This is a genomic window from Planctopirus hydrillae, assembly GCF_001707835.1.
GTDB lineage: Bacteria > Planctomycetota > Planctomycetia > Planctomycetales > Planctomycetaceae > Planctopirus > Planctopirus hydrillae.
Genome location: NZ_LYDR01000076.1, coordinates 1 through 22,401, shown reverse-complemented (window position 1 = coordinate 22,401; position 22,401 = coordinate 1). Strand labels below are relative to the sequence as shown.

Below are 22,401 nucleotides of genomic sequence, written 5' to 3'. Positions count from 1 at the left end.
AGGTCACGAATTCTTTGGCGGGAATCAAACCAATCTGGGCCAGCTTGGCATTAGCTTGCAGATCGGCTGATTCGTCACCAGCCTGTGCCACCGCTGGCTCAAAGAATCTCCAACGAGAGAAACTCAATGGATCGTCCATCACGCTCAACGCACTCTCAGGAAGCGGGGGGTTGATGGTTGATGGTTGGGAGTTGGTTACAAGTGTGCCACTGCTGGCTGGCCAGCAGTGCTCCTCCCAAGAGCCAAGAACCGTTTCTCCCACCAAAGCCTCTTTACAACCAACAACCAACAACCAAAATTCACTCTTTCTTCGGCGCTTTCTCCAGGAGGGCTTTGAACTCCGGGTCGTTTTCGAGTGGCTTTAAATCCGGGTCTTTTTTCACCCAGTCGAAATCGTCAAACCCGCGTTCAATACTGGCCTTCAGGTCTTTGAGTGCCAGCCCCTTGTAGCGGTTGATCACCTCTTCTCCCGCCATATTCTTCATCGCATGCTCCAGGGCCCGGCTGTAGACGCAGGCGGCATTGTAGAGGTATTGATCATCCTGCTGATGCTTCGTGCGAATCTTCTCAAGTGTGCTGATTCCCTTTTCTGTCTCACCCGCGATCACCAGGCAGATGGCATACCCCGTGACTGCCAGCGAGTTGGTCGGGTCGAGTGCTACCGACTTCTCAAAATCGCCCCGCGCTTCGGGAAACTTGCCTTCCTGCAACCGCAGGTTTCCGCGACCTGCCCAGGCCTCTGGCAGATACTCATCGACTTCCAAAGCGATCTCAAAGCACTCCAGGGCTGATTTCTTCTGTTTCTGCTGGAGATAATGCTGGGCCTGATAAATGAACTGGTAGCCGGGCGACCTTTGCCGGAGATTTAATAGTGCGGCATTGGCATAGTCCCGCCTTGTATCGTCTTTGGCTTCATCACGCAGCTTGAGGAGCAGTTCTCGTGCAGCCGGTGTTCCCAGCTGACCAATCATCTGCATGAGCTGCTGCTGCATGTTATTGCTGTCCTGCTTGCGAACGGCTTTTTCGAGAATGGACAGCAGATCTGGCGGAGATTCCTGCATCAATCCCTGCAGCGCACTCGAAGCCTGCGATAGATCGCCCGATTCAATACAGCGAATCGCCAGGGGCAAGAACTCCGGCGCCTTGAGTTCCCTGAGAGCCAGCATGAGCTGATTGCGCTCTTGTGGCTTAAACGAATCAAATCGATCGGCCAGTTCCTTACCTGCTGAGGCATCAGCAATCGCACCAATGAGTCGAATGGCTCCGGAGCGATCGGCCGTTGAGTTTGTACTGGAGTTATCGAGCCGGGCCATCAGTTTCGGCAGCACGCGCGGATCGCGTACCTGCCTCAAAAACTGTTCGAGCAGGGGATCGAACTCTCCTCGATCGAGCGAAGCGAGTGCGTAATCCATCGCCAGTTCCCGGCTTTTGCGATCGGATCGGCGAGAGAGGACATCGAAGGCGAACTTGCGTGTGGTCGCATTGTCGCTGCGAATGGATTCTTCCAGAAGTCCTTGTGCCGCTGGATGCCCCAGCACCACTAACGCAGAAAGAACTTCGGTCCTGATTCCTCCTTGAGGCTGATGCGTATAGTTTGCCAGAACATTCGCCCAGGCCGCCTTGGGTGTTGCCGAAAGGACGGTCAAAATGGGGTCTCGGCGTTCTGGTTGCACATCCTTTAATAACTGCAGCAGGACATCCTGATGCTGGCGATATCGAGATGTGGCCAACGCTTCGGCTGCATCGGGCACGAGTTCCATCTTTCCACTGGTGATGATTGCCTTCAGTTCATCAATCGCCGGCTGCTCGCTGAATTCTCCCAATGCCAGCACTGCTGACTTGGCCAATGGCTGATCCTCGCTGCGCGTCAACGCAATGACCCGCGGTACTTCCGAAGAGGGCAATCGAGCGGCCCCATGCAACAGGGCGGCTGGTTTCGCCAGTGGATGTCCACTCTCGATCTCACGCAGAATTTCATCGGCAGGTAACAGTCGATAAGCATCGGCCAGCGCTGCAGAGATCGCATCGGCTGCCGTGGGATGCACGACTTTGGAACTATTCCCACGCTTCGACTGATCACGCTGGTTGGGGATGCTGGCCAGTTGAAGTTCCTGAATGGCGGCAGGAACTTCCGGCAGATAATTGATCTGTGGTCTGTTCCCTGGCGGTTGCTGCGCTGTGGTCATCAACCAGCTCAGAAGTTGTGAGTTAACCTGTTTCACACTCAGATCCCAGCAGGTAACGGCCCGCTCGACCTTCTTCAGCGACAGCTCTTCATACCCCCGGCACAGATCCTGAGCATTCACGGTATTCAGGATTCCCGAAATCGTCATCAGCCCCAGGAGAGCACGCGGGCCCACCAGTTCGATCCTGAGCTTCATCGCCGACTTCATCTGCCGATTGACATCAATCACCAGGGGGCCAGCCGACGACTTCATCGTGATGACGCTGGGAGGAACATTGTTGTCGGTCTCCAGCTTGGCGAAGACCAGCCAGACATTACTGGCTGTTCCGGGAGCAATACTCAATTCCGCAAATGGCTCAGCCCCTTTGAGAGAAATCGATTTCTCTTCATACTGGAACTGCATGAGCTTCAATCGCTGCGGGAGATTGCCAAACGGGTAATCCTTTCCTCCAATATTGGCACTGACATCGTCTTTTCGAATGACAATCGGCTCGGCACTACCGTTGTAGATGGAAACATTGACTGCCAGATAGCGCATCAGGCCGGTTCCATCGTTCCACCAGCCATAATTGGCCATCTCAACGAGGGGAATAATCTGTTTCTGAAAGGAGTTCGCCTCTGCCACTGGTCGTGGTGGATCGAAAAACGTTGGGCGATCCCAGGCCTCGCGCTGTGCCCAGCTCTCCAGCAGTTTGTGGATCTCTTCTTCAGTGTTGATCGTCTTGATCTCACTGGCCGGTGCGGCTGGTTGGCTGGGGGTCGTCTTACTGCTGCTGCGCTGCGGTGATTCATTCTGAACCAGAATCACGTTCCCAGCGACAGCGCGTGCGGGACGTTTTGCAGGCACCACATCACCAGCGGCATGCACTTCCTGACGTTCGCAAATCAACGTCAGTAAGACAGGCAGCAGCACGACGAGCCTGCGAACAGTCAGTAACAGCACATACCGAGGATGGTGACACATGTTCGAGTCATCTCGCTGTAAAAAACTTCTGTTCAGAAAACGATCGTTCTCAGGGAATCAAGCCTTGATGAACCTGTCGGTTCCTCAAGGTTCCGTGTGATCCTTCTTGACCGTGACCACCTGTTCCGGGCATGGCCTTCGCCAGTAAAGATTCTCACCTCGCTACGGCAAACTTGCCACCAGAATCGCCGGATTCATGCCATGGCCACGCCTGATCGCGACGGGCGTACTGAACATTCAGGCACGCGAAAGTTGTCTACCGGGTGCATTTTTTGAGGCATGACTTCCTTGAGGGAACTTCAAGATTTGCCAGCAGAGCTGCATTTCTGACCTATGCTTGTGCAGAAGGGCGTTCTCGAGAATCGCGGGCCACGAGTTTCGACACCCTCTTTTCGACCTGGATTGGAGCAGCGGATGTCGGCTGAAGGTAAACTCTCACCGGCTGAGTATTTGCGTCGTGTCGGCATGGGTGTCGCCAATGCCCTGGGGCAAACTCCAGCCGGACCTCGGAAAGATTCCGTCACATCTGGTGAAGGGCACCGTCAGCCTCCCGCAACTCCTCCAGCCAACAAATCTTCCGCACCGACTGACAATTTACCGCGATTTTCCCCGGAGCGGTCTGCTGGCCAAGCCTCCGCTCAAGGGCCACGCGTATCATCACCAGCATCGGCTGAGACACCAGAAACTTCGATCAATGCTCTGCAGGCTGATATTCGCCAGTTGCTGAAATCGAATGCTCAATCGGTTCGGCCCAACATCCCGCTCGATCCCATCAGTTCACGCGAGACGGAAGCTCCGCCATTAGCGTCTGGTTCTGGTGATCGAAAGCTCAACTCCCTGTTTGAGAGAGTTGAGAATTTGCTCGGGCCACGCAAAACAGCGGGCGAGAACGAATACTTTCCTCCCGAACCCACCACGCTTTACGAAACTCGACTGACCGAAGACGAAGTGGAACGGTTGATTCTCAAATTCCTCCTGGCGAAGGGCTCTTCGACAGGCCGGCAGGTGGCCGGTCAGCTCAAACTTCCTTTTGCGCTCATCGAACCGATTGTCAAAGGTCTGAAGCAGGACACGCTGCTGGCTTACCGCAATACCGCCGAGATGGGCGATTACGAGTACTGCATTACCGATGTCGGACGCGAGCGCGCCCGCCGCTTCATGGAAGAATGCACTTACTTCGGGGCGGCTCCCGTCTCTTTGCGAGATTACCTCCACGCGATGGAGGCTCAGTCAATCACTCGTCATTATGCCACCGAAGAGAGCCTTAAGACCGCCTTTAAAGACCTGCTGATCAATCCTTCGCTGCTCGAACGACTGGGGCCAGCCATTAACTCAGGCCGTGGGATGTTCCTCTTTGGCGAGCCTGGCAATGGAAAAACCAGCATTGCGGAACGCATTACGCGCTGCTTCGGCAGCACGATCTGGATCCCTCGAGCCTTAGGGATCGATGGTGATGTCATCCGCCTGTTTGACCCTGGGATGCATGATGAAGTTGAAACACCGCCTCAGGAACAGGGGCTTTTCAATCTGACAGGGATTGATCAGCGCTGGGTGCGCATTGTCCGCCCGACCATTGTCGCTGGTGGTGAGCTCACCATGGATCAACTGGAAGTCACACAAAACCAGACAACCAAAATCTGCGAAGCCCCACTGCAGCTCAAAAGCAATTGCGGCACATTTGTGATCGACGATTTCGGACGCCAGCGCATGCCAGTCACAGAACTGCTCAATCGCTGGATTGTCCCTCTCGAAAAACGATACGACTTTCTGAATCTTCCCAGTGGCAAGAAGATTCAAGTCCCCTTTGATCAGCTCATCATCTTCTCGACCAATCTCGAGCCGCGTGATCTCGTCGATGGGGCCTTTCTGCGACGAATTCCCTATAAAATTCAGGTTCCTGACCCAACTGAAGCCGAATTTCGCGGCATTCTCCAGCGGTTAGCTCCTCATCTGGGTTTTCAGTACAACGAACAGGCCGTCTCCTATCTGATTCAGAAACACTACTTCGAGGTCAAACGTCCCTTCCGTTCGTGTCAGCCGCGCGATCTGTTGCTACAAGTCAAAAACTACTGCACCTACAAGAATATTCCTAAACAGATGACAGCCGAGGCATTTGACTTTGCCGTCGCCAACTATTTTTCGGTCATGTAGAAACAGCGTAAAACATCGATACGATTTCTCTGGTTCGACTATTAATAACGTCTACACGATATCGGGTTGATGAACCTCTGGTAATCAAATGCATTTCGTGGAAATGGAATGAGACCCGACAGCAACAATAGCGATCGAATGATTCAAAGATTTTTACACTGGTAGACTTGACAGTTCAAAAGTGAGACATAGGTTTCGTAATGTCCACATGGAGTTAGCAGCATCATCTTCTGCAACCCATCACTCATTCTCTGAAACTCGACTCGGAACCATATAGGGAGCTGCTCAATGTTTGTCGGAACTCGAATCAAGAAGTCGAATCCACCTGCCTCATCACGCCGTAAGGGGTTCACACTCGTTGAAGTGCTGATTGTGGTTGTGATTCTCGGAATTCTGGCTGCCACCGTGTTGCCTCAGTTTACTGCAGCCACTGATGACGCCAAGGAGGCTTCTCTCCGCCAGAATCTTTCGCTGTTGCGCAGCCAGATTCAGATGTTCCGTTTCCAGCATGATGGCAAGTTCCCTGGCAATGGTTCGACAGATCCCACAAAGATTGTCGAGCAACTCACACTGGCCTCCAAGGCGGATCTGACCACTGCTGCACCAGGCACAGCCGGTTATCCATTTGGCCCGTATGTGATTGGCCAGTTGCCAGTCAATCCTTATTCCGGTGGACGGGCCGTGAAAATCGTGACCGACGTGGCTGCTGCGACTCCTGATATGGCCGAAACCATTGGCGACGAAAAAGTAGGCTGGATTTATAATCCTGCGACGGGCGAGATCAAGGCCAACGCCACAGGTAACAGTGCTGACGGTAAAGCTCTCGATAAGATGTAATAGCGACGTCCTGCTGCCTGCCTGAATCAAGAATCAATCAAGCCGCATTCAATGGTTCATTGAATGCGGCTTGGCTATTTCAACCCACAATGATCGTGCGAAATGACGTCTCTACGTGGCGTAGGGTGCATGAAGTTCGGACGGAATGCACCAGCCGTTCTGTGAGCCTTTTCGCTTACCACCGAATCAATGTTATATAGTGAATCTTTCCAAGCATGCTTGCTCAGGGCCGCAAGCATGGCACATCAGCAGAACGATCGATACTCTGTGATCTGGGGGCAAACGAGGACGTGTGACCCCAGCCACTCCATCGAGAAAAGTGTAACTATTCTGGGAATCTATGGCGCTTGGAGAGTCTTTCCAGGCATGCTTGCTCAGGGCCGCAAGCATGGCACACAGAATGTAAGTAGATTCTCAAAGCCATATCTATAAAATGCTCATCGCGTCATTTTCATGATCTTCTGCCACTGCTTCACGAGCTTACGAGTGGTCACAGGCATGGCCAGTGAATCGAGCGATTCACACTCAAACCACCCACCATGCGACTTGAGTTGTTCATAGAGTGCATGACTTTGTCTGCTGGTCACTCCATTCGAGAGATCGCAGCTAAAGGCATGCAGAGTGATGCGATATCTGGTCACTCCATGAGTCAGCCGTGAAAATTCTGTGACTTCGCCTGGAAGTACCGCCAATTGTTCCTGCACACGAGCCTTGAGTGCCAAAGCCAGTGCATTGATTGAAGTGGCCTGCTCCCCCTTAAACTCATCGCTGGTGTTCTCGGGATCAAAAAGTGTGTAGCGTGGAAAATCCCATAATCCAGCCCATCGCTCAGGCTGCTCGCGTTGCCGGAGAAACAGCTCCCTTTTATACTCGATCAGCAAAGTGGCATCAACCAGCGGTGTAATGACTGGTCTGGCCTGTGCTCGGGGAATCTCGGCTTGCCTTCCTTCCTGAAATGCCCGGCAATGCTGCTGAACCGGGCATTGATCGCACAATGGGTCGATGGGCTTACAAACAAGAGAGCCCAGTTCCATGAGTGCCTGATTGATCAGATCGGGTTCTTTCCCTGCGACAATTGATTCAGCGAACCCCCACAAGGCCTTTTGTCCAGCCGCATTTTTCAAGTCTCCATCATATCCGAGAATGCGGGCATACAACCGCTGGGTATTGGCTTCGACAATGGGAGCCGGCTGGCGAAAAGCAAAGCTCGAAATTGCACCGGCCGTGTATCGACCAATCCCGGGCAAATCGAGCAATTGTTCGACACTTTGCGGAAAAACCCCATGATATCTTTCCATCAACTCTCGGGCAGACTTATGCAGATTGCGAGCTCTCGAGTAGTAACCTAAACCCTCCCACAGTTTGAGAACCTCTTCTTCCGGAGCATTGGCCAGCGCCTGCACACTGGGGAATTTCGCCATGAATCGTTCGAAGTAAGGGATCACAGCGGTCACTGTGGTCTGTTGCAGCATGATCTCACTGATCCAGATTGAATAAGGATCATGTGAGGCTCGCCACGGTAACGGGCGGCCATGCCTGGCATACCAGGTGAGAAGTTGCTTTTGGAACTTTGTCTTGTGCATCCCCGTCTACTGTCTATCGCCATGGGCATGATCAGCGTATCAGGCAACGTGAGCCGGATGTTTCAAGATCCTCGGCTCATCATCGTCGCTCGATGTTTCGTCCGCGAGTGCTGGTACTGGATGATTGCCAAAATCGGCGTCATCGATATCGATTGTCATCTCGGGCTCAGCATCGTGCAGAATCGACGGGCTCAAACGGGCCAGGAGTGCCAGAATCGCGGGTAATGGCACCAGCGAAATGAACAGACAACACGTTACTCCGATGGTCAGCACAGCCCCGAGGCTGAACAATCCCCGATGCGCAGCAATCATCATCGCGCCAAAGCCCACCATAGTCGTCGTGACTGTCAGCACAATCGCATTGACCAGGCTGGGAGTGACTGTATAGGGCCCTGGTGCGCGATGGCGAAAATCGTGAAGCAGATGCACACCACTATCGACACCCAGCCCAATAATCAGAGGCAGCACAATGAGATTCGCCGGGTTGAGAGGCATGTTGATGAGGACGAGAATCCCGAAGGTCATGGCGAGGCTCACGACAGGTGGCATCAATGCCAGAAGCGTCAATCCCACGCTTCCCGGTGATCGCCACATGGCGGCCAGCATAGTGACAATACTTGCGGTTCCGACCATCATCAGTGGTGTATTCTCGAAGAGCCAGCGCTGGCTCCAGAGTGGCAACTTTGCAGAGAGCTCAGGAACTGACTGACAACCGATGGCCAGGACACCCACACCCAGCGCGACCAGCATCCCGGGGATCAGGCAACGCCAGATCAACTTTCCTGGCAAAAAATCGATCAGCAGCACCAGCACAATGACGGCCAGTGCATACATGGCGGCAATCTCGTAACTGTGCTTGATCTGCAAAGCCGCTTCAAAGTTCTGCAGTGGTGTCCCGGTGATGTTCGGATCGACCTTTCGCACGGCGGTCACAAACTGCGTCAAAGGTTCCATATCCCAGATCTGCTGGGCGGGATAGACCTGCAAGAGCCACTGATCTTTCCCACTTTTGGGCTGAGCCACAAAACGGGAGGTCAATTCCACAGGCAGATCGTTCAAAGAAACGGGTGCCGGATTGGCTGCGGCCCGCAAGGCCTGAAACTGAGCCAGCAAGGCGTAGGACATGCGATACTGGAACTCGCTCAAAATCTGCATCTGTTCTGGCAACTCTTTCTCGGCCAGTTGATTGAGCGTTTGATCGAGTTTCTGTGAAAGTGCCAGAGATTTCGCTTCCGACCGACTCTTCAAATGGGCAAAGAGATCATCGAGGGCATGCCCGACACGACCAGGATTCGATGTCTTCGGTGGAGGGAGTTTGTCGGGGAGATGTTTCAGATGGGCATGGAACCCTTGAACAAGGAGTCGGGTTTCATCGGCCGAGTGATCGGGAAGTCGGGTCGCGATTTCTTCGACTTTGCGAACTTCTGGTAGTGCCTCGAACTTTGCCTTGAGTTCTCGAACCTGAGCGGGTGAATCTGCCAGCGAGATCGCAAAGAGTAATGAATGGTCAGACGAGGCAAAAATGCGATTCTGTGTCTCGACAGATTCCAAGCCTCGCGCCTGCAGATTGAGCAGATTGTGATCGTATGTCACGAGGCTCGTCAGTTGGCCATCTTTCCAGCCCACCACCTGCACGACGAGCAGCAGAATCACGACGGCTGAAAAACTCGCTACGGTTCCGGGCGCATGGAGAATCGCCTTGCGAAGAAGTTCACCTTGAAACGGCGTTGGTAACTGTGCAGCCGATCGATGACGATCAGAGATCACCAGCATGGCCGGCAAGAGTGTAAACGTCGCCACGACACAGAGCAGAATTCCGGCTCCAGCAATCAGCCCCAGTTCAGCAACACCTAAAAAATCGGTGAATGCTGCACAGAAAAACGCCAAAGCTGAAGTGATCGCCCCCGTCAGGATGCTGACACCGACTCGACCGGAGGTATTGACCAGAGCCGAGCGAATCTCCATCCCCTGTTGGCGATGTTGAATGTACCTGGCGAGAAAATGGATCCCAAAATCGACACCCAGCCCAATGAGAATTGTCACAAACGAGATCGAGAGAATATTCAGATGACCAATCGTTAATGTCGTAAAGGCAAACGTCCAGGCGGTTCCGGCAGCCAGCATGATCATCCCGATGATGGGATGTCTCACACCTCGGAAACAAATCAGCATCAGAATCAGCACACCGGCTTCCGAGATCATCGAGGCCCAGCCCATATCGGCTTGTGACCTTCGCATTTCGTCATTCTCAAGAACCGGGATGCCCGTCAGGCTCATCTGGACTTCCGGAAGGTTCGATGTCACATCGGACATCAGTTCCCGCAGCCGATCAATCGATCGCGTGTGTCCTTCAAACGAACCGGCATCTTTCTGAACGGGCGAGGTTTTCAAAAACCCCATCGTTCCCGCGTCGTTAATGAGGTAAACCGTCTGGTTTCCCTGGGCCTTCATTCGCGGGTCGAGAGTCAGCAAGTCGGGCCAGGGGTTGGTGAACTCGCCATCTTTCTCCACACCATGGGCCAGACTGCTGACGAGTCGATCCACATGGTGGAGCAATCCCTGGATCTGTTCTTTCGTCGTCGCACTTTCCAGTTGAGTCTTGAGAATCAAGGCGACAGTTTCCAGCCGCACCAGATCCCAGTTGCCAGCCAGAATGGGACGATACTCGTCCAGTCTTTCGAGGCCCATGGCCAGTTGGGCAGGTGCGAGGTATTGCAGTCCTTTGCTGCGAAGCTCTCCAGGCTCGACCTTGTACAAAATGTTGCTGAAGAATTCTGGTTCCTGGTGGAGCAGAGCCGCCAGTTCATCGAGCGACTGCTTGATCCGTTCGGGAGACTTCCCTTCGACGACGACCACCAGGTCGTTGGCTTCGCCGAAACTCTGCGTGTACTTCATCCATCGCTGATGAAAATCTGCCGAAGGATTGATCAGATCAGATCGATCGGTTTTGAACTGGAGAAAGGCGACGCTGATCAGTGCAGAAATCACGACGGAAACGGCAGCAATGCCAATTGTGGCCCAGGGTCTTTTGACACATGACCCGGTCACTTTGGAAAGGAAATGACTCAGTCGTGAGTGCTCGGGCTGAACAGACGGATCGGTGCGCATGGGCATCACACCGTTGGGGTTGGATCCCAAAGGTCGTGATGGATCTGCTGGTGGAACATCACTCTTCATCAGGCGATCCGGTGCCTCTGAAGGTGTCTGGTGATGATGATCATGTCTTCACTGGATCTTGCGGCCACTGGCCAGGGAGACTTGGGTGGAACTTCTGGATGACCAGAAAAGCCGAAAGGGATCAGAACATTCAGGAGCTGACTCAGGTTTATCCTAGAAGAATGTGACGTTCCCTGTCATCACCACTTCTGTCAATGTGGGTGTTTTGTAAGGTCCGTGGCAGCCTTTGCATTTGGTAATATATTTTGCAGATTCTGGAGCGATTTTCGTCATTAGAGCCCAAGATTTTCCTGCGAATGGCAACCATAAACCGTATTGCCAGCAATGTTTCGATAAATGGCTTGGTTCCGGAACGTCCAGTGGCTTAGTATGAACTGATCCCCGCAATCGCATTTCGAACGGCAAAATCTGCAGATGTCTCAAGGCCCCGCGACAACTCCTGCGCAAGTTCCGCCACTCCCTGCAGCAGCGAGTGCGGATGCTCAGCCTGCAGGGAGTCAGGCCCCGGCGTGGCTGAAATCGCGACAGCAAAAATTGTCGAATAAGCCGGAGACCTCTCCTGGCATCGATCTTTCCGGGGCCGGGGCTCCGGATAACGATCAAACCTGGGCCCGCCGGCTGCTCAACTATTCGCTCACCTCTTACGGACTCTCACTGCTGATTCATCTGGCCGCACTGGTGGTCCTTTCGTTCTGGTTTTTCAGCACCAATCTGCCTCAAGGGCTGCAGCTTTTTGGGGGATTGGCAAATGCTCCCGAAGATCAATTGATCCTCGATACAGCCCTTTCAACCATCGATAACACACCGGCTGCCCGCATTGATATGGCCCCGATTGATGCCCTCACACAATCAGCCGTCGGATTTGATCCCCTCGATGCTGCAGCCAGTGCCAAAGAAGGGACAGGCGATAACCCTGACGGTGAAGGCGTCGCCATGCCCAGCGTTGGTGTCCCCAGCTTCGCCATTACCAAAGGGAGTTTCAGTGTCTGGACAGAACCGAAAGACCCTAAACCGCGGCAGAATTACTACATCATCGTGCATATCAAGCTCCCGCCGAATCAGACTGTCTATCCGAGTTCTGACCTGACGGGCGAAGTCATTGGGACCGATGGCTATCGTCTGATCATTCAAAGAGCCATCAAGGAAGCCGACACCCCGGCTCGCATCAAAGTCAAAAACAATGGCGTTCAACTCAAAATCTTTGTGCCTGGTGCCGAGCGGCTGGTACGCGATGAAATCCGTGTGAACTCGCGGGTTCTCAAGGAAAAACAGACGATTGAAATTGAGTTTTAAGCACACGCCCTTCTTCGCACATCCTCGCACATCCTCGCAAAGCCTTGCTCCATGCTCTCGCCATTTGAAGTGCCACTGACCGGCCCCGTCGTCTGTTTTGGCGAAGCACTGCTCCGCCTCGATACACCCGGCAACAAACGTTTTCTCCAGGCTGATCAGTTTCTCGCTTCGTATGCGGGTGGTGAAGCCAACGTGGCTGTGGCTCTTTCCTATTGGGGGTTACCTGCCCGGTTGGTCAGTAAAGTTCCGGCACACGAACTTGGTGCCGCCTGCCTCAAGGCCTATCAGGCTTATGGAGTCGATACCAGTCACGTCATTCGCGGCGGGAAGCGGCTGGGCATCTTTTTCGTCGAAAACAGTACTTCCTTGCGTGGGCCGCAAGTTCTTTACGACCGTGCGGGCAGCAGCTTTGCCGAATCCAAACCCGAGGAGTACCACTGGCCAGATCTTCTGGAGGGGGCCTGCTGGTTTCACTTCACTGGGACAGTCCCCGCAGTTGGCCCTGAGACCAAAGCCGCACTTCTGGAAGCACTCACGCTGTGCCGCCAGCGGGGCATTGTTGTCAGTTTTGATGTGGGTTATCGCAGTGCGCTGTGGTCGGTGGATGAGGCGGGGAAAGTCTTTCGAGAACTCATTCCGTGGGTCGATGTTCTCATTGGTAGTGAACAGGATGCGACTCAGTTCTTTGAAGTTCCCGCATCGACAGCCGGTCATTCGACACCAGAGAGCCGGGAACAGAGCCTGCGTGCTCTGGCAGATCGCACTTCGCTGAAGGCGATTCTTTACTCCCATCGCACGGTGAACGACCTGGGCGTCCATCGATACTGTGCTTCGTTACTCGCACGCTCGAATTCCCAGGTATCAGCCACGGTGGTTCATACGGCGAATCAGGAGCTGATGCCGATTGACCGGATCGGCACTGGCGATGCACTGGCCGCCGGGTTGATCCGCGGCCTGTTGCTGGGGCATGCTCCGCGAGAAGTGCTCGATTTCGCCTTTGCGGCTGCTCTTCTGAAGCATTCGATCGAGGGGGATTTTGCTCTAGTCAATGTGCCAGAAATCCAACGCCTCGCCACCGGCGGCTCCCTGACTCAGGTCCGCCGTTGAACTTGCAAAGTGAGTTTGATTTTGCCCTGGGCATATCATTCACTATCAAATGATATCGGTCAATATGATTGCGAAAGTTCGAAAATCAGGCCGCAAGAGCTTACTTTCCACTTCGACTCAGAGCTTTCAACAAGTTCAGTTTGAATTCAGGAAATAATCCTTCAACTGAAGCATCCTCATATGAATAGAATCACCTGTGGATATTTCGATTGAGCATTTCCACAGACGTTCTTGAAAAATGATCTCCTTTCCAAATCTCATCGACACTCTTGGTCGAAATCGGTGATAAGTTTCCCATCAGTCTTTCTTTATGTCTTCACATCTTCGGAAAGGAATGCAATGCGTTTACCCGTATCCACTTGTCGTCGAGGTTTCACGCTCATTGAGTTGCTGGTGGTCATCGCCATCATCGCCATCCTGATCGCACTGCTTCTCCCAGCCGTTCAACAAGCCCGGGAAGCAGCACGGCGGACACAGTGCCGCAACAACCTCAAGCAGCTCGGACTTGCCTTCCACAACTATCACGATGTCCACAACCAATTTGCCTTGTCGCAACTGGGGCCCACGACCACTGGTAACGAAGACTGGCGCGGGAACGGCCCCCATGTTGGCATCCTGCCCTTCATCGATCAGACACCGCTCTACAACACCTACAACTTCAATGCCAATGCCTGGTGGAATACCTCACCTTCCGGCCTGGCCCACAATGTTTCCGCAGGCACCAGCCCCGGTCGCCAGGCCATAGCTGGCTATCGCTGCCCATCGGATCCGGCTGTTAAATCCGATGGCACAGGTCGCCGCCCAGGAAACAACTATCCCGTTTGCGAAGGGGCCAACGCAGGGATGTTCAACGACGGTGTCGCTGGTGGCTACAACGCTTCGAAAACCAACGGGATGTTCAACATGCGTGTGCCCGTCACCATGGCCAGTGTCACCGATGGCACGTCGAATACCATCATGGCTGGTGAACAGGCTCTTTCTGGAGGTAGCGGCACAATTGGAACGCTGGCAAACCTGCGCCAGGCCATTGCCATTCCTTCGGGATGGGATGGCACATTCCTGACACAGGCTCAGGTCGATGACTGGGGCAGTCGAGCAGCGGCTGCGACTGGGAACATCCGCACAGAAACGGGCGACTTCTGGAACGTGGGAGTGCATGAGCAAGGGACATTTAACACGCTCTTTCCGCCCAACTCCAAGTACCCTAACGTGACGGCACACTGTGCGGGCTGCGCTCCCGATGGTCCCGCTTCAGTCCCGGCCCGCAGCTACCATACCGGTGGCGTGCATGTGCTGCTGGCTGATGGCACTGTTCGATTTGTCAGCGACAACATCGATCTGACCACCTGGCAACGCCTGGGCTCACGTAACGATGGCCAGCAACTGGGTGAGTTCTAACTCTCTCTCTTTGAACCAACCAGTTCTGTCTCAATACTTCATACGCTTTCTATGAGATAACAGCGATCGTTGTGCCATGCTTGCAGCTCTGGGCAAGCATGTCTTCGCAGTCAACCCCGCGCTGTTATCTACCGAGAAACATAACATCAGGAAGTTCCCGCAATGAATCTTCGACATCAGATTTTTGGCTTAGGCTTAGGACTCGCCTTCTGCGGAGTTGCCCTCCCAGGTTGCGGCGGTACTGCCGTTAAGGTCGAAAGCCAGTCTCAACCTGCCGAAACCAGTGGCAAGGAAAACCTTAAAAAACGTCTCCAGGCCATCGCTGAAACTGGCTCCGGGGGAAGTGGTCTTTCGGGTATGCGTGAGTCCATTCTTGAACTCAAAAAGACCGAGCCTGAACTGGCCAATCAACTCCTGACAGAGCTCGGCAAAATGGAAAAGACATCCAACGCGGATGTGATCAAGAAAGTGGCTTCCGGCATGATCGAGAAACTTTAGTCTGTCCGGCAGCTTCCATGAGTGATCAGCAGCCGGGCTTGTCTCAAATACGAGATAAGCCCGGCGATTTTTTTTCATGGACTATTCCATCCATTGAGGAGTGATTTCAGCAATCACCCCTCCTCTGGAAAAATAATGGACATCATCTTTCCAGCCATCGATCCCAGATTTGTCTGGGGAAAGTGACTGGCTGTCTGGGAATCTTGTCCCAGGCGAAATCAGTAATCAGCTCGGCCGGGGAAACGGGGGCCTGGTTACTTCTCAAGCCCAGTGAAGAGGCCAGCCAGCCGATGACGTCGCGAGAGTCCACACCCGCTTCGCGTAAGATGGACAGGCGGGAATCGCCGTGCCGCTTCGCCAGTCTGAAACCATCTGGCCCTTTCACCAGCGGCACATGGGCGAACGCTGGCGCCGACCATCCCAGCACCTGATACAAAGCGAGTTGCCGATAAGTGCTCGGGATCAGGTCATCACCCCGCACCACTTCTCCCACCTCCATGTCGTGATCATCGACCACGACGGCCAGTTGATACGAAGGTGTTCCATCCGCTTTAGCGATGACAAAGTCCCCCAGAGCGTGCGGAAGAATGGCACTCTGCTCACCGGCAATTCGATCCTGCCAACCCAGTGGCGTAGTAAAGCCTGTTGTGCGAAATCTCCAGCAGTACGAACCCTCAGCCAGTTGATCGGCATCAGCGACATGGCGATGGCTGCATGTTCCCGGATAAATCGCAGGCTCATGCCCCTGATGAGGCGCACTGGCTGCCTGACTCACGTCGGTCCTGCTGCAAGTACAGGGATAAATCCATTCGCCATCACGCAAGGTGCGGAAAATCTCTGCATATCGAGCCATTCGCTGTGACTGCACAAAGCCATTCGCAGCGGCATCATCCCACCAGTTCGGTCTCTTGCCGATCTTCGGATCGCTCGCAGAAGGTTGGAGCTTTGGCCCGTCGTCCCAATCCAGCCCCAGCCACGCCAGATCCTCGACCGCCTGTGTCATGGCCCACGGCTTGACTCTCGGTGAATCGAGATCCTCAATCCGGAGGATCAACCGCGAACCTGTCGATCGTGCTGCCAGCCAAGCCACCAGAAAGGTGCGGGCATTCCCCGGATGCTGTGCCCCGGTGGGTGATGGTGCGAGTCGACCTGTCGCCATTTTCTTCCCGTGGTCCTAGCTCGTTTCAATCGCACGCTTCACAAAAACCACGCCAGATTTCGTGCCATGCTTGCAGGCCTCGGCAAGCATGACACACAAGCTGAATTCTATTCCACCCCGACGAAGGCGATGACGGTTGGCGGGTGGCCCGGCCAACTCGTGGCCGGGTCATCGTACCTTGTACGATGACAAGAAGCCGCGCCATCCGCGTGCCCAGCCACAACTCTTGACCTTGTCCTGGGTGGCACGCCCTGAAGGCCTTGCGGAAGGGCGTGGTATTAATCCCATGAAATTTCAATTTTGATGCCAGGACAAGTGGTTGAGATCGGATCACTTCATCCGCCCCCTGGTCAACAAACTTCCCCAGCGCAAATGCATCCGGCACATAGATTCATGACTTTTCACGCTGTTCGTCAAGAACGATCAGAGTCCAAAGAACTGGGGGCCAACGAGGACGTTTGACCCCATCCACCCAGTCTTCATCCACTCAGCCTCAAGGCACACTTCACATCAGAACTCCTGCAAAGTTGTGTGTAATGGACAGCAGCTCTGGGAAAGCATGATCAAGCCATCTCTTAACGTTCTTTGAATGACTGAACGACGGGAAAGTGGGTCTCGTGACTCACTTTCCAAACTCGCGCTCACAGTCTTTGGCATCTTGTTCGGCTTGAAAGCCCTAGAAAACTGTTCACCAGTCCACACCATTTCGGAAACTTCACTTTCGCTAAAGCCAGCAAAAGCGGTAAACTGCGAACAACTGGCAGAAACTGCCGAACTTCCCTTGGACGGAAAGGATTCCGATGACACAGTTCAGGCCCATGCGGTTTCTGCATGCCGCCGGCTTGATGCTGGAGCGGCCACTTCTCGAAACGGGCGAACTGGCCGGAGACCTGGCGAAGACGGCCGCCCATGCCACGCTCTTTGCCTGGGAGCGTCTGGTCGATCTGGCCATTGCCAAAGATGTCGATTTCGTCCTCCTCACTGGCGAGACCTTCGACTTCCGTGAGGCCTCACTCGCTGCCGAAGTGGCCTTTCGTCAGGGAGCCCAACGCCTGGACGCCAAAGAGATCCCTCTCATTATCGCTCCCGGCCAGCTCGATTCGGCCAGTGGTTGGGCCGCGATCCCTGCACTTCCGGAAAACGTCACCCTTTTCGAGCATGCCGAAGACCCGGCTATTGATCTGACAGTGGGCGGACAGACTTACTGTGCCATCGTTCCCATTACAGATTCCACCAGTGTCGATCCGCCTGAACTTGAACGCTTGCGTGCCCGCGTGCCGAAAAAAGGTCAGGTCAATCCTTTTGTCGTCGGGGTTGTCTGTCATCGTCTCCCCAGCCAGAGTATGGCGGAAGCCGGGGCCACACATGCGGCTCGTCGATATGTATCGGTTCATTATCTCGCGCATGGTGGCCGCCAGTCCCCCGAGTTATTGCCGATTACCGAAGGGCTCGTGCACTCCCCGCCATTACCGGTTCCGTTTCGTCGGCGCGACGTCACGACGGGTGCCACTCTCGTCGATGTCGATTCGACAGGTCGCATTCAGCTGACAAATCAACCACTTTCCCCAGTCCGTCGATTCCAGTTCACGATGGATATCAGCCCGCTGAAGTCGCGGTCACAGCTTGTCGAAAAAATGTTCGCTATCGTGCAGGAGCAGCAACCTTTACCGCACGAATCTCTGAGGCTGGCTCACTGGTCATTCGTGGGAACCAGCGATGTTCTGCAGGATCTTGCCAGTGATGCCGCCATTGCCAATTTATTGCGACATCTCACTGACTGGACTGATCAACTCGAGACTGGCAAGTGGCGACACACCTGTCTCCCACGCTACGGCAGTCACTGGTACTGGCTGAATCAGGAGAACTCGCTCGAAGCCAATGCCCGGGAAGTGCTCGATCGAATTGAACCTAAAGATGACGACACCTGGCAGACCTGGATGCTCGATCATCTCCCGGAGCAGGATGACTTTTTCGCTGGCCTTCTGGCCAGTGTTGGCCCCCTCGATGAAGAACGAATTGCCGGTCAGGCTCGACAACTCTGTCACGAATGGCTCAGTGACCTTGCCGATCTGACTGCTGCTGGAAGCTCTTCTACGGATGGAAAAACGTCGGGAGATGTAACCCCGTGAAGATTTCGAATATCCATATTGATCGGTTCGGTGTCTGGGAAGATTTCGACCAGACCATCAAGCCCAATGGCCTGACGGTGTTCTACGGAACCAACGGCACTGGTAAAACCACGCTGCTCAGGTTCCTCCGTGCCATGCTTTACGGTTTCACCATGGATGACCGGCAAATTGCCGACCGCTGGCGAGACCGCTTCAGCCGGGAAGGTTCACTGGAAGTCCAGCATCAAGGGCGGACACATCGCTTGCATCGTATGGCGACGCTCGAGGGTGATGCCGGTCGTTTAACGATTGATGGCCTCGATGCCGCTCATGCAGCCAAGCCACTTTACGAAGAACTCATCGGCCATCTCGATGCCCGCTTGTTTCAATCGGTTTTTGCACTGGGTCTGCCAGAACTTCAACAACTCGGCACTCTCGAAGACGAAGCGGTCGCCCGGCACATCTACGCCATGACGTTGGGCCCCCAGGGACGCCAGTTGCAGGATGCTGTCCCCAAGCTCGAAAGCTACCAGCGAGCCATTCGTAATCCACAGGCCATGTCGGGGAAACTCCTCGAACTGGCTCAGCAGAGAACACGCCTGCGCGCTCTCAACGAAGCCGAATCGACTCGGCTCAAGCGGCACCGCGAACTTCTCCGCAAGCGGGAGCAACTCGAAACCCGGCAGGAGAATCTCACTTCCCGGCAGACCAATCTGCAGGCCGCGTTGCTCGAAGCCCGCCATCTGCAACGTGTCTGGGAACCGTGGCGACTTGTCGGCCAGTGTCAGCGTGAGCTCAGTGGTTTGCCAGAACTGCAAGCCATTGCTCCCGATACGATCTCGAAGCTCGATCGGATCGAAGCGGCCATCGTTTCGCTCGGGCAGGATCGTGATACCGCCAGATCGCGTGTGCTTGCCATCGAAGAGAAACTCAAATCGGCCCGTAAACTGGCTGATTTTGGACGTTTTGGTCCGAGTCTCCATGCGCTCTGGGAACATCAGCCAGCCTGGCAGAATCAGGATGCCCATCGTCTGGCGGCGGAACAGGAACTCAGTACTGTCGAGCAGGATCTCACTCGGCGGCTCAAAGAACTGGGCTCTAAATGGACCAGACAACGGCTCAGTGAAATTGTCGATACTCCCGCGACTCATGCCGAGCTTCTCAGCTCGGCACGTGGATATCAGGATATGAGGGCCCGGCAATTGGCCAGGCAGCGTCGCTATCGCAAAAAATCGAGTGTCTGCCACGACCGCGAATTGGCGCTGCGTACGACTCTTCTTGAACTGGGCATTCAAAGCGAGACCATCGAAGAGCCTTTGCACTTTGCTCGCCAGAGACTGGCTCATGTCGTCGAACTGGGCCGCTTGCGGATTGCTGCTGGCGAACATCTCGAACGAATTCGCGAAATTGAAAAGCAGCTCGAACGAATTCGCGTTCATTCCAGCATGCCCCCCTGGATTTTTACACTGCTCTTCCTGTTTCTGGCGGCTGGCGTCGGGCTTCTCTTCTGGGGAGCATTAACGTCGATCACCACAGGTGTGCTGGTGGGGACGATCTATGCCCTCGTGGGGGTCATGGCCATCAGCCTCTCGTATGGACTCAAGGTTCAATTCGAGCGTGATGCGGAAGATCAACTGCGTGCCATTCGTGAAAGTCGTCGGGATTATCAGGTGCGTCTGCACGAAGCCCGCGAACAGATGCGCGATCTCGCCCAGACCCATGACCTGATGGATGCTGCTGAACTCGAGCAGTGGATGCAGGGGGCCAATGATGGTGGCCTCATTGCTCAAGCCGCTGCCCGTCTGGCCGATCTCGAAAAACTGCAGCGGCAATTCCAGGAAATTCGCCGTGTCCGCAAGTCGTTAAGTGCCGCTCGAAAGAAACTGCAGGAAGGCCAGCGCGAACTCGCTCAGGCCCGGCACGACTGGAGTCGCAAACTGGCTGGTATTGGTCTGGATGAAACCACGTCGGTCTCCAATGCCTACTCCAGTTGGGAAAAAGTCCATGGTGCCTTCGAGCAACTGGCACGTTCGCGAGAGCTGAGTCATCGCCTGAACGGGATTCGTGCTGAGCAGCAGGCCTTTCGGCAGAAAGTCGAAACACTTGCTAAGCGCATCGGCCAGAGTCTGCCGGCCACTGCCAATCCGTGGCTGCCACTGGAAAACTGGCGTAAAGATCTCACGACCGCTTTGGAAAAACGGAAGGCCAAACGCAAGCTCGACCGCATGCTCGAAGCTCGACAGGAACTTCGCTTCCAGCTCGATCGCAAACTCGAGCAGCAGCATCTGGATCGTACGGCGATGCTCAGTGCTGCCGGTGTCCGCGACCGCGAAGGCTTGATTGATCGAATCAAGACCTGGGAAAAGCGTAAAGAGTGGGAACTGCGCCTCAAGCAGGCTCAGCACGATCTCGAACAGGCTGTGCAGTCACAACCCACACTGGCCATCACTGAAGATGTTCTGCAGAAATTCAATCGCACGCAGAACGATCAAAGGATTGGTGAACTCAACAAAGATCTGGCAATTGTCGAGCAGGATCTTAAGAAGCTGTATGAAGAGCTGGGGAGTGTCAAACAGGAGACTCGGACTCTCGAAGCCGATACTTCCGGCATGACGCGTCGGCTCGAACTGGCCACACTTGAGCAGCAGATGCGCACTGGTCTGGAGGACTGGTATGCAGCGGCTCTTGCCGGTCAGAGTATGGAAGAGTTAAGGCAGCGCTTCGAGCGTACCAATCAGCCTCAGTTGCTGGCCGAAGCTTCGCCATTCCTCTCGAAGCTCACCTGTGGCCAATACCCGAATATCTGGACACCACTCGGACAGCATGCGCTGTGCGTCGATGATGATCGTCAACAGCCGTGGCCCGTCCAGATGCTTTCTGGTGGCACCCGTGAACAACTCTTCCTCGCCATTCGACTGGCCATGGTCCGCAGGTTTACGGCCCGGAATGTCGAGTTGCCCATGATTCTCGACGATGTCACCGTCAACTTTGACGAACATCGCTCAGGTGCTGCTGTCGATACGCTCATTGATTTTGCATCGACAGGGCAGCAGGTCTTGGTCTTTACCAGCCACATGAGTTTTGCCGAGCAGTTCCAGTCTCGCGGGGTTGAACCCGTCTGGCTCTCGCGATTGGAAACGCAGGCACGCCGGGCTGGCTGACATCATTTTGCCGCTCGTACAGATTCCACGATTCGACGGCGCATTGAGTGCCTGCTTGCAGCTCTGAGCATCGTGCCATGCTTGCAGCTCTGGGCAAGCATGTCTTCGTAAACCAATACAACGATGTGATTTCCCAGGAAACCCATCCGTCCAAAGCCCCTCTGGAACCCTCGCCCACGTCTTCGTGGGAGAGGGCAGGGTGAGGGTCTTTTGCATTTCTCTCGATCTCTGATTCATCTGCGGGTGGCCCGGCCAACTTGTGCCCAACTTGCCTACACAGGTTGTCGTGCAAAGTCACGACAACAAGACGCCGCGCCATGCGTCTCTCCTGTCCCAAACAACGCCCAAACTCTTTCGCTTCCCCCCTCGCGCCTTCGCGCCTTCGCGAGAGACCTCCGAACGAAATATGATCCTCACGCGAAGCCGCGAAGTTTACCAAGAGGATCAGCCCAGGCAGAGCAGGCTCCCGCCCGCCTTCCGGACTCTTCCTCCCATCTTCGTGCCCTTCGTGGTACCCCCGCATCTCCTCAGCCGCAGCTTGCCTCGCGTTGCGTGCCATACTTGCGGCTCAGAGCTTCGTGCCATGCTTGCAGCTCTGGGCAAGCATGCCCCCCCCAACCCCCCTCCAAAAAAAACAACCCCCAACGACTCTCACAAGTCGTCAGGGGTCATCCGTATTCCAGCCTCAATCACAGCCCATCCTGGATAGCCACGACCAACGAAGTCACCTTCGCCCGTCATGACTGCCAGCTAGCCCGATTTTTCAATCGTCTTATGTTC

General features: G+C 54.6%; 12 protein-coding genes. 8 read left to right on the top strand and 4 right to left on the bottom strand.

The annotated features are described in order from the left end of the window. Positions 1-299: 299 nt before the first annotated feature. Positions 300-3,149: a TPR end-of-group domain-containing protein gene (locus A6X21_RS10740; protein WP_068847773.1), complete on the bottom strand. Its 2,850-nt coding sequence runs from the start codon at positions 3,147-3,149 to the stop codon at positions 300-302. A gap of 414 nt (positions 3,150-3,563) precedes the next feature. Here A6X21_RS10740 and A6X21_RS10735 point away from each other — a divergent pair, with 414 nt between their 5' ends. Beyond that, positions 3,564-5,300, top strand: coding sequence for a DUF8689 domain-containing protein (locus A6X21_RS10735; protein WP_083233540.1), 1,737 nt, complete (start codon positions 3,564-3,566; stop codon positions 5,298-5,300). A gap of 288 nt (positions 5,301-5,588) precedes the next feature. Then, positions 5,589-6,137: a type II secretion system protein gene (locus tag A6X21_RS10730; protein WP_068847772.1), complete on the top strand. Its 549-nt coding sequence runs from the start codon at positions 5,589-5,591 to the stop codon at positions 6,135-6,137. A gap of 437 nt (positions 6,138-6,574) precedes the next feature. Here the strand turns inward: A6X21_RS10730 and mutY are convergent, their stop codons facing one another. Both mutY and A6X21_RS10720 read right to left on the bottom strand, forming a co-directional pair. Beyond that, positions 6,575-7,720 (bottom strand): A/G-specific adenine glycosylase, encoded by a 1,146-nt coding sequence (gene mutY, locus A6X21_RS10725; protein WP_068847771.1) that lies wholly within the window; start codon positions 7,718-7,720, stop codon positions 6,575-6,577. 39 nt (positions 7,721-7,759) lie between these two features. Then, complete coding sequence (locus tag A6X21_RS10720) at positions 7,760-10,897, bottom strand: MMPL family transporter (RefSeq protein ID WP_068847770.1); 3,138 nt, start codon at positions 10,895-10,897, stop codon at positions 7,760-7,762. A gap of 414 nt (positions 10,898-11,311) precedes the next feature. On the opposite strand from A6X21_RS10720, the gene A6X21_RS10715 reads away from it, so the two are divergent. The 4 genes from A6X21_RS10715 (at position 11,312) to A6X21_RS10700 (ending at position 15,193) form a co-directional block, all read left to right on the top strand. Continuing rightward, complete coding sequence (locus tag A6X21_RS10715) at positions 11,312-12,190, top strand: hypothetical protein (RefSeq protein ID WP_068847769.1); 879 nt, start codon at positions 11,312-11,314, stop codon at positions 12,188-12,190. 51 nt (positions 12,191-12,241) lie between these two features. Beyond that, positions 12,242-13,297 (top strand): sugar kinase, encoded by a 1,056-nt coding sequence (locus A6X21_RS10710; protein ID WP_068847768.1) that lies wholly within the window; start codon positions 12,242-12,244, stop codon positions 13,295-13,297. A 339-nt stretch (positions 13,298-13,636) separates the two neighbouring features. Continuing rightward, on the top strand, positions 13,637-14,695 hold the full coding sequence (locus tag A6X21_RS10705) for a DUF1559 domain-containing protein (protein ID WP_068847767.1): 1,059 nt from the start codon (positions 13,637-13,639) through the stop codon (positions 14,693-14,695). A gap of 162 nt (positions 14,696-14,857) precedes the next feature. Next, a complete protein-coding gene (locus tag A6X21_RS10700) occupies positions 14,858-15,193 on the top strand; it encodes a hypothetical protein (RefSeq protein WP_068847766.1) in 336 nt (111 codons plus the stop codon). Between the two features lie 142 nt (positions 15,194-15,335). On the opposite strand, the gene gluQRS is transcribed toward A6X21_RS10700, so the two are convergent. Next, on the bottom strand, positions 15,336-16,352 hold the full coding sequence (gene gluQRS / locus A6X21_RS10695; protein WP_068847765.1) for a tRNA glutamyl-Q(34) synthetase GluQRS: 1,017 nt from the start codon (positions 16,350-16,352) through the stop codon (positions 15,336-15,338). 800 nt (positions 16,353-17,152) lie between these two features. Here gluQRS and A6X21_RS10690 point away from each other — a divergent pair. Then, entirely contained in the window at positions 17,153-18,481 is a 1,329-nt protein-coding gene (locus tag A6X21_RS10690; RefSeq protein WP_068847764.1) for a metallophosphoesterase family protein, read from the top strand. Beyond that, on the top strand, positions 18,478-21,621 hold the full coding sequence (locus A6X21_RS10685) for an AAA family ATPase (RefSeq protein ID WP_068847763.1): 3,144 nt from the start codon (positions 18,478-18,480) through the stop codon (positions 21,619-21,621). The genes A6X21_RS10690 and A6X21_RS10685 overlap by 4 nt, the downstream gene beginning before the upstream one ends. Positions 21,622-22,401 lie beyond the last annotated feature (780 nt).